At 43.3% G+C, this 13,452-nt stretch carries 9 protein-coding genes; 6 read left to right on the top strand and 3 right to left on the bottom strand.

The annotated features are described in order from the left end of the window. The first annotated feature begins 28 nt into the window (after nt 1-28). The 3 genes from I5907_RS04085 (at nt 29) to I5907_RS04075 (ending at nt 4,559) form a co-directional block, all read left to right on the top strand. On the top strand, nt 29-1,588 hold the full coding sequence (locus tag I5907_RS04085; RefSeq protein ID WP_196989452.1) for a vanadium-dependent haloperoxidase: 1,560 nt from the start codon (nt 29-31) through the stop codon (nt 1,586-1,588). A gap of 322 nt (nt 1,589-1,910) precedes the next feature. Further along, a complete protein-coding gene (locus I5907_RS04080) occupies nt 1,911-2,351 on the top strand; it encodes a hypothetical protein (RefSeq protein ID WP_196989451.1) in 441 nt (146 codons plus the stop codon). A gap of 36 nt (nt 2,352-2,387) precedes the next feature. Further along, entirely contained in the window at nt 2,388-4,559 is a 2,172-nt protein-coding gene (locus tag I5907_RS04075; RefSeq protein WP_196989450.1) for a TonB-dependent receptor family protein, read from the top strand. A gap of 434 nt (nt 4,560-4,993) precedes the next feature. Here I5907_RS04075 and I5907_RS04070 read toward each other — a convergent pair whose 3' ends face one another. Together I5907_RS04070 and I5907_RS04065 are read right to left on the bottom strand one after the other, a co-directional pair. Beyond that, nucleotides 4,994-6,397 (bottom strand): c-type cytochrome domain-containing protein, encoded by a 1,404-nt coding sequence (locus tag I5907_RS04070; RefSeq protein ID WP_196989449.1) that lies wholly within the window; start codon nt 6,395-6,397, stop codon nt 4,994-4,996. Between the two features lie 11 nt (nt 6,398-6,408). Further along, entirely contained in the window at nt 6,409-7,323 is a 915-nt protein-coding gene (locus I5907_RS04065) for a sugar phosphate isomerase/epimerase family protein (RefSeq protein ID WP_196989448.1), read from the bottom strand. A 125-nt stretch (nt 7,324-7,448) separates the two neighbouring features. On the opposite strand from I5907_RS04065, the gene I5907_RS04060 reads away from it, so the two are divergent. From I5907_RS04060 to I5907_RS04050, 3 genes are all read left to right on the top strand, one after another. Continuing rightward, on the top strand, nt 7,449-8,609 hold the full coding sequence (locus I5907_RS04060; protein ID WP_196989447.1) for an FIST signal transduction protein: 1,161 nt from the start codon (nt 7,449-7,451) through the stop codon (nt 8,607-8,609). Between the two features lie 4 nt (nt 8,610-8,613). Then, nucleotides 8,614-10,149, top strand: coding sequence for an ATP-binding protein (locus I5907_RS04055; RefSeq protein WP_196989446.1), 1,536 nt, complete (start codon nt 8,614-8,616; stop codon nt 10,147-10,149). Nucleotides 10,150-10,359: 210 nt separating this feature from the next. Beyond that, complete coding sequence (locus I5907_RS04050; protein ID WP_196989445.1) at nt 10,360-11,697, top strand: glycosyl hydrolase family 28 protein; 1,338 nt, start codon at nt 10,360-10,362, stop codon at nt 11,695-11,697. A 259-nt stretch (nt 11,698-11,956) separates the two neighbouring features. Here the strand turns inward: I5907_RS04050 and I5907_RS04045 are convergent, their stop codons facing one another. Further along, nucleotides 11,957-13,450 (bottom strand): RagB/SusD family nutrient uptake outer membrane protein, encoded by a 1,494-nt coding sequence (locus tag I5907_RS04045; RefSeq protein ID WP_196989444.1) that lies wholly within the window; start codon nt 13,448-13,450, stop codon nt 11,957-11,959. Nucleotides 13,451-13,452 lie beyond the last annotated feature (2 nt).

The following is a 13,452-nucleotide window of genomic DNA, read 5'->3' as shown; positions in this document are numbered from 1 at the left end:
GTAACCCCTTATTATAAAATTGATCATGATGAAAAAGATAATATTCCCACTTGCTGCAATAATCTCCGTTTCATTAATATACCTCGGTTGTTCAAAAGATATACATGAACGTACGGCAGATCTGCCGGCGTTAAACCCCGCTAACATAGACCTTGATGCAGGTGCGTGGAAGCTGGTGCTTTTATCGCGCCCCGACTCTTTTGCAGTGGCGGCACCTGCTGCCACAAACCTGCCCGGTTACATTGGTGAATTGAACGAGATAAAAGGCCTGCAGGCAAACCTTACTGATGACCAGCGTGCGAAAATAAAATTCTGGGCAGCCGGTGCTGTGTTGAGAATGAATGAACTGATGCGTGAGCTGGTAGCAAAGCATAATCTTCCACCATACCAGAATGAAGATGACACTTACCCGATCCCTAATTCAGCAAACCCGTTTGCCTACCCGCAGTTCCCGTTTTCAAACCCGCCGTATGCAGCACGTGCATATGGGTATGTAAGTGCTGCGCAGTATGATGCATTGGTTGCCTGCTGGTACTATAAGAAGTTGTATAACAGGGCTGCACCATACAAGGTAGATTCAGTTATTAATGCCAATGCAATGGCTGCTAAAACAGATCTGCCGTCTTACCCGTCTGAGCAGGCGGTTTTGGCCGGCGTTACAGCAGAAATGATGAAAATGTTGTTCCCTACAGAAATAGCATATGTGAACGCAAAGGTGGAAGAGCTGCAACTGGCTACCATGGCTTCCGGTGCATGCGTACGAAGCGACTGGGCTGCGGGTGAAGCACTCGGCCGCCAGATAGCATCTGTATTTGCAGCGCGTGGCCGCAGTGATAATACTTCCAAAGCCGTTGGTACCCCTGCACAGTGGGATAGCCTGGCACAGGCATGTATAGACAGGGGCGAAACACCGTGGATCAGCCTTGAGACGCCAAAAAGACCACCTATGTTGCCTTTCTTTGGCAATGTGCGTCCCTTTTTATTCGATTCTTTAACGGTAAAGAATGTTTTGCGCCCCGGCCCGCCACCTTCTACCAGCAGTGCGCAAATGAAACAGGAAACAGAAGAGGTAAAAAGCTATGTGGTTAACCCCAGTGCAGAAAACCTGAAGATCGTACAGTTTTGGGCAGATGGCGCGGGAACAGCCACACCTCCCGGTCACTGGAATGCCATAGCATCTGAAGATTTTATTGACAAGCATTTTAGCGAAGTAAGATGGGCAAGAAATCTTGCACTCTTAAACATGGCAGAGATGGATGCAGCTATTGTATGCTGGGATACGAAATATCATTACTTCAATCCACGCCCTAGCCAGATGGATCCGTCTATTAAAACATTGACAGGCATTCCAAATTTTCCTTCTTACATATCTGGCCATTCAACATTCAGCGGAGCCGCAGCAACCATACTTGGGCACATTAATCCTGAAAGAGCCGACGATTACATGAAGATGGCAGAGGAAGCTGCAAAATCAAGATTGCTCGGTGGCATACATTATAATGCAAGCGATTGTAAAGTGGGTATGGATGTAGGAAAGAAAGTTGGCAATTATGCTGTACAACGCGCATTAACAGATGGAGCAGAATAAGATTTTTTTGTCTGATAATAAGCAATAGTTATAGAAGTACCCTCCTTGTTTCCACAGGGAGGACATTCTATACAACAAAAATGAAAAGAACTTTTTCTCATATAGATTTTAAAGCAGTTATAGTTGAACACTTCCTGTGTCTACAGGAAGTGTTTCTTTCATTTATTGAAAGTCAGAAATCAACATACAGATATTGTCAAAAATTGAATGTTTTGTAAAGATTTCAGCAGACTGACGTTTACCAGCAGGCATGTAATCATGACCAACATCAGTTCAAACACCTGTCGGCAATTTTATTTTTGAAACAACTAAAACAAAACTTATGCAAACCAATGTGCTGGTAAACGAAAGAAAAACCTTTACTTATTACCTGTCTGTACTAAGAATAAGCCTTGGCATTGTTTACCTGTGGTTTGGTGCTTTGAAGTTCTTCCAGGGCATCAGCCCTGCTGAGCAACTGGCCATGCAAACCATTCATAAACTAACATTCGGGCTTATAGACGATCATACAAATATTCTCATGCTTGCATTATGGGAATGTGCAATAGGCATTATGTTTATTACAGGCAGGTTGCTTAAAACAGCGCTGATCCTGATGCTGGCACATATGGTGTGTACTTTTACACCGTTTATATTTTTTCCCCATGAAACATTCCGGTATATGCCTTATGGTCTTACGCTCGTGGGCCAGTACATTGTTAAGAATATTGTATTTATAGCTGCAGGGCTCGTATTGTGGAAAGCAGAGAAACAAAAAGATTAAAACCGATTTCCCGCGTAAATATCAAATACTAAGCAAATGAAGAAACTGGTAGTATTGGCAACTGTATGTTTGATCAGTGCAAAAATGTATGCGCAGACTGATACGCTAAAAACAAATGTATTGCAGGAAGTAAAGGTAAAAACACAGGTAAATACAGTAGACCGCTTACCTGCTGTTGTGGGAACAAGAATCTGGAGTGGCAAAAAATCTGAAGTGCTGAATGTATCAGGGATGGATGCAAACATTGCTGAAAAAACACCCCGGCAGATTTTTGCAAAAGTGCCCGGCGTTTTTGTGTACGACATGGATGGCAGCGGCAACCAGGTAAACATCGCTGTACGTGGCCTCGATCCCCACCGCGGCTGGGAGTTCAACATTCGTAAGAACGGCATAATCACCAATTCAGATATGTATGGTTATCCTGCCAGTCATTACAGTATGCCTATGGAGGCTGTGGAAAGAATTGAACTGGTACGTGGCACAGGTTCATTACAATATGGCGCACAGTTTGGCGGCATGCTAAACTATGTTACCAAACAGGCAGACACTACAAAACAGCTCAGCTTCGAAAGCATCAATACTGCAGGTTCTTTTGGTTTGCTGAGTACCTACAATGCAGTGAGCGGCAGAATAGGCAAACTGGACTATTACGCTTATTACAGCAAACGCCTATCCGATGGGTACCGTGCTAACAGCAGCACGAAATATGAAGCGCAGGCATTTATGCTGCAATACAACATATCAGGAAAATTAAGACTGAAGGGAGAACTTGCAAGATCGAATTATGTGTATAACATTCCGGGCCCGCTAACGGATAGTATGTTTAATGCAGACCCGCGGCAATCTTCCCGTTCAAGAAATTATTTTAACCCAGATATTTATGTGCCATCTGTCAACCTTGAGTGGAACATTACATACAAAACGAAATTATCCATAACAGCATCTGCGGTTCTCGGGGCCAGAAACAGTGTACAATTCGATAAACCGGCCGATGTGAAAGACAGCATAAATACGCAAACGTTACAATACGCTAACCGCCAGGTAGATATAGATCATTTCAACAGCTATACATTCGATGCAAATATTTTACACCAGTACAGCTTTTTAAACCGGCAGCATACAGTAACGGCAGGGGTGCAGGTTTTTAACAATGACCTCCACAGGCAGCAACAGGGTAAAGGCACAACAGGTGCAGACTTTGATCTTACACTTGTGGATGGTAAATGGGGGCGCGACCTTCATTTTAAAACAAAGAACATTGCTGTATATGCCGAAAACAATTTCAGGATGTCAGATAAACTAACTGTAAGTCCCGGTATACGATGGGAGCATGGCCAGTCTGACATGAGCGGTTATATAAGCTATTACAGCGGGCAAAACCTGCCCAATACCATTAAGCACGATTTTGTATTGCTTGGTTTAAATGCACAGTATGAAGCAACTAAAAGCAGCAACTTTTATGCAGGCTTTGCACAGTCTTACAGGCCGGTAATTTTCAAAGACATTATACCGGCATCTGTGTACGAAGTGGCAGATAAAAATCTAAAAGATGCATATGGTTACACGGTGGAAGCAGGCTACCGTGGTAATGCAAACGGTTTTAAGTGGGATGTTAGTGTGTTTCACCTCGGGTACAACAACAGGTTGGGTTCATTGAGTATGCTGAATGATACCGGTGCATACATTCTTTACAGAACCAATATTGGCAACTCCAGGACGAATGGCGTAGAACTTTTTGCAGAGTATGGCACCAACATCGGTCATAAATTTTATTGCAGCGTTTTCACTTCTTCTGCGTGGATGGATGCACGTTATAAAAATGCATCAGTAAAATCCGGCAGCGCCAATGTAAGTGTAGACGGCAATAGCGTAGAAAGTACACCACAGTTTATTTCGCGCAATGGTGTGAGCGCAAAATTTCTTAAGGCCAGCATATCGGTGCTCTATAGTTATACTGCAAAATCGTATGCAGATGCTTTGAATACCGTGCAGCCTTCTGCCAATGGCGCGGTTGGCCTCGTGCCCTCTTATGGGTTGTTTGACATAAACACGTCTTACCGTTTTAACGACCGGTGGATGCTGCGGTTCAATATTAATAATGTGTTCAACAAACAATACTTTACCAAGCGCCCTACCTTCTATCCCGGTCCGGGAGTGTGGTCTTCAGATGGCAGAAGTGTAAACTTAAGCGTAGGTATAAAAATCTGATTTTTTTTTGGGGGCTTTATACATTTAAACACCGTGTGTCTACGCGGTGTTTTTTTTGTGGAGATTAGCTGTGTAGCTACTATCACCGCCTGTTGTGTCACTCACTTGTACGGCAGATCTTTATTCGGCATGGTGTAAGTCGCTTTCTTTTTTTGTAACAGCCTTTAGCGCTGCGTGGTGTTTATGTGAGGTATGTTGTTAACGGTGCAACGGCCTGTTGCCGCGTGACCAGGTTTTTGCACGCTGTATACATTTGTTTTGTGATGATGCTTTGCGTAATTGTTTTTGTGATAAAATGAGTATTGCTGTAAACCTGCTTTATATAATGTACGGGCCGGTATAAACAGATCGCTGAAGCTGCCATAACAAACGGAACGTACAAGTGAGTGACACAACAGGCGATGCCATGTTGATCCAATGCCGGCCAACCAAACTTAATAGGCTTGTTTCTGTGTAACCAGTGTGGTGTCTGACGTTAAAGTCGGTACAATATAACCGCCGGTATCTATACGCGTGTTGGGAAAAGTTTGTTGAAGCAACGGAAAGTTCCTACCGGTAATATTTGTTTGGTATATATACAATGCAGCAAGGTTTTTAAGCGGCTTTAGTTGTGTAATACCCGCTGCTGTAATTTTTGTGTTTACGAGATTGAGATAAAAAAGTTTGTCGAGCGGCAACAAAGCTTTGAGACCATTATCAGTAATAGCAGTACCATCCAGATAAAGTTTTCCAAGAGTAGTGCATTGTGCAATGTTTGCTAATGCCGCATCGGTTATATTGCTGTTGCTGAGTTTAAGCGAAAAAAGTTGTTTATGAAGTTGTGTAAGCAATTGCAGGTCTTTGGTATCAACTATTGTATCGTTCATGAAATTTACCGACAGATAATTACTGTTTAGAGCAAGTGGTAAAACAACCGCACCCTGCTCTTTCAACTGTTTAATAATATTGGCATCGGCGGGTTCTACCGGCGCAGCTGGCAGGTTGTCTGCAGCTTTTAGTTCAGTACTTACATTTTGCAGCGCAAGCAGCAGGGGTTTTATTTTACCATCCTGCGGAAGTTCTTTTACTGTTTTGTTGAAAGCGGCGCCATTGTTGATCCACCAATGCAATAATGCAACCTGGCTTTCGCTCAACTGTGACTTTTCTTTTGGTGGCATATGGTCATCATTGTCCATGGGCAGCAATAATCTTTTGATCATTTCACTTTCTGCTGCATTGCCGCTGGTTATGATGGCCCCGTCTTCTCCACCTTTCATAAGCGATTCCGGGTTATCCATACGCAGTTTGCCTTTCTGTTTGTTGGCGCCATGGCAGGAATAGCATTTTGTTGCAAGTATCGGCTCCACCACATCTGCATATACCTGCGCCTGCTGTACGTCGGCAATGGGCTTTATGTTGCTTACGGCAGTATCATCACCGGTAATATTTTCAAGCGGTTTGGAGAGATAGTCTGACCCATGTGTAAGTGAACCACCTAAATGGCCCGTTACCATTATAAGTACCAGCAACGTAAGCGAGAGCAGTGTTTTGTTCACTTTAAATGCATCGTTCTTTTCTTTTGCGTAGAGTATGAGTGCTGTAAGCGTAGTGGCAATGCCCATCCACATGTGCCAGCTTACAAGATCTTTGTCATAATCATCACTGATAGAAAGCAGGTAACCTGTTACCGAAGCAAACAGCCCTGATATTGCACCTGCAAGCAGTGTAACAGGAATAGCGTGTTGCAGGGCATAATATTTTTTCTTCCGCGACAATACCTGTAACAACAATGCCAGTAATAAAATGCCTATTGGCAGGTGCACCAGTAAAGGATGGAGGTGGCCGATAAATTCAATCATAAAAAAAAATCTTAACTGTATCTCTTCCTGAACGTTTGCATCATAAACACATTGATTGCCCATTGATCTGCCAGTGGCTGCATAGTATATGGAACAGTTGGCAGGTAAGTTGGCGGGCCAAACTCTGTAAGCACCGTAAGTATTTCACCCTTCTGTTTTTTTATCTTCACAATTTTATCCCACCATGCAAAATGTGCGTCTACGGCATCTTTCCATTCCGGTGCACGCGGGTCGTTTACCTGCGGCCCTTCCTGGTGGCCAATCCTGGCATGTATATGATCAGTACGCTCAAGGGCCATAGCCATTGTACCCGGCTGATCCTGCAATAAGCTTTCGCTTACATTACACCAGTGCGAAACATCGAGCGTAATACGCAGACCAGGAATCTTTTCAAAAAAATGTTTTGCAACCGGCGCAGCAAACAACATGCGGGAACGATGTGTTTCATGACAGATCTTTATGCCCGTATCTTTTGACAAAGCAAGCGTATAATCAACAAGTGCTTTGTTCTCTTCAAAAGAAAAAAAGTCTTTGCCGGAATGGCAGTTAATATACAGCGGCCGCTGTATATTGTTTGTTGCAGCGGCATTGATCATTTTTTTAAAGCTGTCTGCGTGCTGCTGATAATCACTTTCATGACCAGCCGTAAGAAACCCCACAGCGAGATCATATTTTTTCAGTGTGGCAAAGAGTTCCTCCTGGTCTTTCTTTTCTGTTGGCCACCATATCTCAATTCCGTCATAGCCTTCTTTTTTTACTTTTTCACAATAGGTGTCAAGCGTTCCTTCAAAGCCCCAGTTGGTAGCAAGCATTTTTAGCTGGAAATCATTTTTCATATTATCTGTATTTGAAGCAAATCCATACCGGGCCACAGATGCCATCAACATTGCATATGCACCGGACTGGAGAAATTCTTTTCGTTTCATTGTTGTTTTACAGGTATCAGTCCATACTCAAAGCATATCGCAGCTTAAGCATTAAACAGTGCTGAAAATTAATATATGTTCACAAATAAGGCGGCAATTAAAATACGAAGCAGCAAAATTCGTTTATGAAGCAAATTCAATATTTTATGCTCATCGAACAAAAGTTATTTTATAATAACGATTGGAAGACAGTATCAAAACCGCTGTTAGAAAGCGAAGCCTGCCAGCTTGTGTTTGCTTTTGGTCATTCAGACTTACTCAACAACAACGATATTTATGCAACGATCTCGCAGGCATACCCCGCTGCATCGGTTGTATATTGTTCTACAGCAGGCGAAATATGTTGTGGTAAATGTTTTGATCATACACTCACGCTAACAGCCATAAAATTTGAACGAACAACCATTCAAACAATTTCTACCAATATCAGTGATCACCGGAATAGTTACGATTGCGGCCTTTATTTAAGAAATGCTTTTGAAAACAACGGGTTGAGATGTGTGTTTGTAATTTCAGATGGCACATTGATCAACGGCAGCGATCTTGTAGACGGCCTGAACCATGCCAATACTACCGGCACACTTATTACCGGTGGCCTCGCCGGCGATGGTGCAAGGTTTGAAAAAACGTATACTTCATTAAATAGCAGACCTGCGCCGGGCAATATCATTGCCATTGGTTTTTATGGCACACACATTCATTTTGGTCATGGCTCGCTGGGTGGATGGGATGAATTTGGCCCGCAGAAAAAAGTTACTGCTGCTGCAAAAAATATATTACATGAAATTGACAACCGCTCTGCGCTTGACTTATACAAAGAATATTTAGGGCCATTCAAAGAAGAATTGCCTGGTTCCGCCTTGCTGTTCCCTATTTCTCTTACCGAGCCGGATAATGACCGCAAAGTAGTACGCACCATTCTCAATATAGACGAGCAGCGCAAGAGCATGACCTTCGCCGGCAATATGCCCGTAGGCAGTAAGGTGCGTTTAATGAAAGCAAACTTCGACAAACTGATCGATGCATCTGCAACGGCCGCTGCTGCAACATTAGCACCGGGAGATGATCAGCCGGATCTTGCAATACTCATCAGTTGCATTGGCCGGAAACTCGTTTTACAGGATCGCGTGTCTGAAGAAATAGCCGCCGCAAAAGATAAATTTGGCGCAGCCACAGCAATTACCGGCTTTTATTCTTACGGAGAAATCGCTCCCTTGCAGCATACCAGCGAAAGATGTGAACTGCACAACCAGACAATGACCATTACCACAATCAAAGAATCGTAAACAGATGGCTGCACAACAAAACGGCAAGCATTATCACAAAATATTAGACAGGCAACTCAAAGATTTTGTTGAGAAAGGCGGTGAAATAACACCAGCCTTCGAGTCATTCATTGAGCAGGTATCAAAAACATACCAGTTGTATGAACGCGACAAAATGTTGGCAGATCATGCTTTTGCCGTAAGTGAAAAAGAATACCAGGATGTGTTGCAGAATCTCAGTGAACAAAATGTGATCATCAGCCAGTCTGTTTTTAAACTCAATAAAGCCATTGCCGAGCTCGATCCTGATAATCTTTTTACCAACAGCACATCCGGCACTGAAATAATTGATGTAATTGATTTTTTAGAACAGCAAATTCTGAAGCAAAAAAAGCTGGAGAACGAACTCATCAGTGCAAAAGAGATTGCAGAAAAAGCATCTAGGGCTAAGAGTGAATTTCTATCGGTCATGAGCCACGAAATAAGAACGCCGCTCAATGCCATTATCGGGTTGTCTTATATCATTATGGCAGCAAATGATCTTAACCCAACACAGCAGCACAATATAAAAACGCTGCATATATCCGCACAGAACCTGCTTGTTCTCATCAATGATATCCTCGATTTCAACAGGATTGAAGAAGGCAGGATCACATTGTCTGAAACCAATGTGGACCTCTGCAGTCTTATTAAAAACATCAGGGCCGCACACAACCAGTCTGCACAGGAAAGAGGGAATAAGATCAGGCTCATGATAGACCAGGATGTACCAGCGCTCGTAGTGAGCGATGAGGTAAGATTAAACCAGGTATTTACCAATCTGTTGTCCAATGCTATCAAGTTTACACAAAACGGCCAGGTAACGTTTGAGGCATCCGTTGTAAGCCAGACTGTCAACACCGTAGCCATCATGTTCTCTGTACAGGATACAGGTATCGGCATTGCAGGTGATAAGCTGGAAATGATCTTCGATAAATTTACACAGGCCGATGCTGAGATCACCCGCAGTTTTGGCGGTTCCGGTCTCGGGCTTTCCATTGTAAGAAAGTTGTTGAAACTGTTTCATTCAGATGTGTCTCTCGAAAGTGAAATAGGCAAAGGCTCCAGGTTTTACTTCACCATAGAGTTTGAAAAAGCACAGCCTGGCAATAATGATTATGCCAAAAAAGATTACACAGAACCGTTGACAGACTTTACCGGCAAGCGCATACTGCTGGTAGAAGATGTAGAGTTCAATATTCTTTTTGCAGAACAGATTTTAAAAACCTGGGGTGTAGAGTTAGATATAGCCGTCAATGGCCGCGAGGCACTGCTCAAAGCCTCAAGCACCAGCTACGATCTTATACTCATGGATCTTCGCATGCCGCTGATGGATGGTTTTACAGCAACAAAAGAGATCAGGCGTTTTAACACACAAATTCCCATTATAGCATTAACAGCCTCTGCCAGCGCAGAATTGCTCGATAGAATAGTGGAAGATGGTTTCAACGACCATGTACTAAAACCTTTTGCACCAAAAGACCTTAACAGGGCCATTGGTAAAGCCTTGTCTTTAAATTAATACTCGTCCACAGGCAGGAATTTTCTTTTTTATGAGCCCGGCTTATGTGCATGCATCAGGCTTTGCTTGCGTCGCACTCTTGTGCGCCAATGCATTGCTCAGCAGCTCCGGCACAATTTTCTTACCGTGTAAACAATTTTGCATAAAGCATAGTGCAGTATGGCACACTGCCACGATAATCTTATTTTGTATACAAATAATTGTTGCGGTATGAAAACGCTTATGCTGTTATGTACACTGGTTCTTACAATCACCTGCCATAGCCAGGATGTATTCATCAATTATCCTGCTCCCGAAGGCATACAGCCTGCACCCGATTACCAGCTCGAAATAAATGGCCAAAAGGTTTTTGTGTACAACACCAGAAGTGCAGCTTATGCATACTGTTCATTCAGTGGGCAGCTACATGTAACTGTTACGCCATCTGCAAAAGTGTACTATTACACAATACGTCCCTTAAGCCGTAATATCAGTGCCTCGGCAAACAATAACCAGGTTTCTTTCATACTTACAAAACCGGCACACTTAAGTATTGAAATAAACGGAAACAAACGAAGGCCACTATTTCTTTTTGCAGATTCTTTGGAACAACATATACCAGACAGCACACAGAAGAATGTGACGTACTACGGGCCGGGTATACACAAGGTTGGTAATGTACCTGTAAAAAGCAACCAGCTTGTGTACATAGCCGGCGGTGCTGTGGTGGAAGGAGCGTTCGATATTTCCAACGCGCAGAACGTGCAGGTAAAAGGAAGGGGCATATTAGATAACAGCAGCTACAAAAAAGGAGAAGCCAGGCCGGTGGCCATTACCAATAGTCAGCATGTAAACATTGAAGGCATCATCATTGCAGAAAGCAGGCACTGGACCTGTGGCTCTTACAGCAACAACAATGTTCACTACAACAATCTCAAAGTTGTAAGTGATAATGACTGGGACGATGGTATTGACATCGTCGCTTCAGCATACATTACCATCAGCAATTGTTTTATCAGGACAAAAGATGATTGTATCGCCATAAAGTCCGGCGTGGATTATTTTGGCAAAGCAAACCACCGCACAACTGCAAACATCAATGTAAGCAATTGTATTTTCTGGAACGGTGCATGGGGCAATGCGCTGGAAATAGGTTTTGAAACAAGTACCGATACCATACAAGACATACGTTTCTCCGATTGTGATATTATACATGCAGAAGGCCCTGAAGGAACACTGACCATACACAATGGCGACAGGGCTTTTATAAAAAATATTTACTACAACAACATCAGAATAGAAGAAGTGGAAGGATACCTGGTCGACTTTAAAATTTTGTTTTCTCAATATAGTACAGATAAGCAAAGAGGCTTTATCAGCAATATTTTCCTGGATAATATTACAGTGAACAGTCAGCGGTTTCCAACATCTTTATTGCTTGGTTTTAATGATACCAATAACATCAGCAACATTCACATCAGGGATCTTCGTATAAATGGTAAACATATCAACAGTGCTTTTGATGGTATGATGACTGCAATGCATTGTAAGGATTTGGTATTTGAATGATGGGTTCATGGTAAACGGTGAAGAACGGGTACAATGAGCCGTAAGCCTACAGTTGCCACAAAGACGGAACGTACAAGTGAGTGACACAACAGGCGATGCCATAAAAAACTGCAGCCGGCAAAACACAAAGCTTAACGTATTCAGTAAGATAGTAAGCCATTTATTGCGGTTGAATATTTTTCTTGGAAACAAAAGCCCTTCAAATAATTGAAGGGCCTGAAACTACCTGCTTGTTAACTACGGAGAGAAAGTTTACATATTAATAACCGGGATTCTGTATAACGTTTGGATTCTTGTCTGTTTCACTAAGTGGTACCGGGAAATACAAATGTGTTGATGCATCAAAGCCCATGGCTTCAGGATTGGCGGCACTGAATGTTGCATTGGTTAATGTGATGACGCCCTGCTGGTGCCATCTTTTGAGATCAAACCAGCGCTGACCTTCACCTGCAAGTTCTATAAGTCTTTCATGCATGATCCAGTCCATAACGGTGGAGGTGTTTGTTTCTGTGGTTGTATAACTGGCCGGCACTGTGCCGCCGCTTACCATGTTTCTTGCCCTTGTTCTTACTTCGTTGATGAGCGCAATTGCCTCTGATGCGTTGCCGCCAGATTGCAGGATTGCCTCTGCTTTCAGCAATAATACATCTGCATAACGCAGTATGCGTGGATTATTTGCAGAAGCAACACCCGATTGTGTGAGCTGGTCTCGTGTTACGTATTTTGATATGCTGAGTGTGGCTGCATCTAAGGTTAATGGCAGCCGTGGATCGCCTTCATCAAAGGCATTCAATAATTTGGCGGTGGCAATATGTGGCGCGGCACCAAATAAAGCCCAGCTATTACTGTAAAAGCCCCAGAATGCAGAGGTGGAACCAATGGCGTCATTAAAGTCATTGTCGAGCCAAACATTATCCCCACCATAAGGTTGTGTAGCCTGGAACTCGAACAGAGACTCGCTGTTATTTTCAGCATCTGCCGCGGTGTTTGCACCAAAATCTGCAACAAGAGATACACCGGTAATTTTATTGAAGGCGGTGATTGCAGCTACATAATCCTGCTGGTTTTTTGTAGCACTTGCACGAAAAACCAGCGACTTGCCAAGCATGCCATTTGCTGCATTTTGCGTAGCGCGGCCGCGCTGAGATTCCTCCCACACGATTGGCAAAAGCGCTGCTGCGTCGGTAAAATCTGCAATGGCCTGGTCGAGCAGTTGTGTGCCTGCAGAGCTTGCTGCGTTGAACTGGTCTGTACTGGTTACCCTTTCCAGCACAACCGGTGCGGTACCAAATACGTTCCAGAGGTTATAAAAAGCAAGGCCGCGTAAAAATAAAGCTTCTCCTTTATGGTTGTCTTTAAGACCGGCTGTAGTGTACACACCATTTTCTGCTGCAATTTTTTCGAGTAAAATGTTTGCGCGTGAAATGATCTGGTAAGTGTGGGTGTAATAGTAATCAATTCTTCCACTGCTTGGCTGTAAGGAGCCGAAGTCTTCAAATTCATCCTGGCCTGTAATGGTAATATCGTCGCCGGGCAGGTAAGTAAGCGGTATTACAGAGTTGCCGGCATTGTACCAATACAGATCGCTCAGTTTTGCGTATACACCATATACTGCTTTTGTAAACTGTTGCTCAGTGGCAAAATACGCATCTTCTGTAACGTTGAGCGGGGAGAGATTAATGTCGTTTTTGTTACAGGCCAAACCTGCAATAAAGCACAGTGAAAGCACGGTGAGTTTTTTATATAAGTTCATAG

Source organism: Panacibacter microcysteis (assembly GCF_015831355.1).
Taxonomy (GTDB): Bacteria; Bacteroidota; Bacteroidia; order Chitinophagales; family Chitinophagaceae; genus Panacibacter; species Panacibacter microcysteis.
Note: the sequence above shows the minus strand (reverse complement) of the source record. Positions and strands in the feature narration are given on the sequence as shown.

Bases quoted from the DNA above. Each gene is read 5' to 3' on its own strand.
- I5907_RS04065 (WP_196989448.1), bottom strand. From the start codon at position 7,323: ATGAAACGAAAAGAATTTCTCCAGTCCGGTGCATATGCAATGTTGATG.
- I5907_RS04060 (WP_196989447.1), top strand. From the start codon at position 7,449: ATGAAGCAAATTCAATATTTTATGCTCATCGAACAAAAGTTATTTTAT.
- I5907_RS04080 (WP_196989451.1), top strand. From the start codon at position 1,911: ATGCAAACCAATGTGCTGGTAAACGAAAGAAAAACCTTTACTTATTAC.
- I5907_RS04075 (WP_196989450.1), top strand. From the start codon at position 2,388: ATGAAGAAACTGGTAGTATTGGCAACTGTATGTTTGATCAGTGCAAAA.
- I5907_RS04050 (WP_196989445.1), top strand. From the start codon at position 10,360: ATGAAAACGCTTATGCTGTTATGTACACTGGTTCTTACAATCACCTGC.
- I5907_RS04070 (WP_196989449.1), bottom strand. From the start codon at position 6,397: ATGATTGAATTTATCGGCCACCTCCATCCTTTACTGGTGCACCTGCCA.
- I5907_RS04045 (WP_196989444.1), bottom strand. From the start codon at position 13,450: ATGAACTTATATAAAAAACTCACCGTGCTTTCACTGTGCTTTATTGCA.
- I5907_RS04085 (WP_196989452.1), top strand. From the start codon at position 29: ATGAAAAAGATAATATTCCCACTTGCTGCAATAATCTCCGTTTCATTA.
- I5907_RS04055 (WP_196989446.1), top strand. From the start codon at position 8,614: ATGGCTGCACAACAAAACGGCAAGCATTATCACAAAATATTAGACAGG.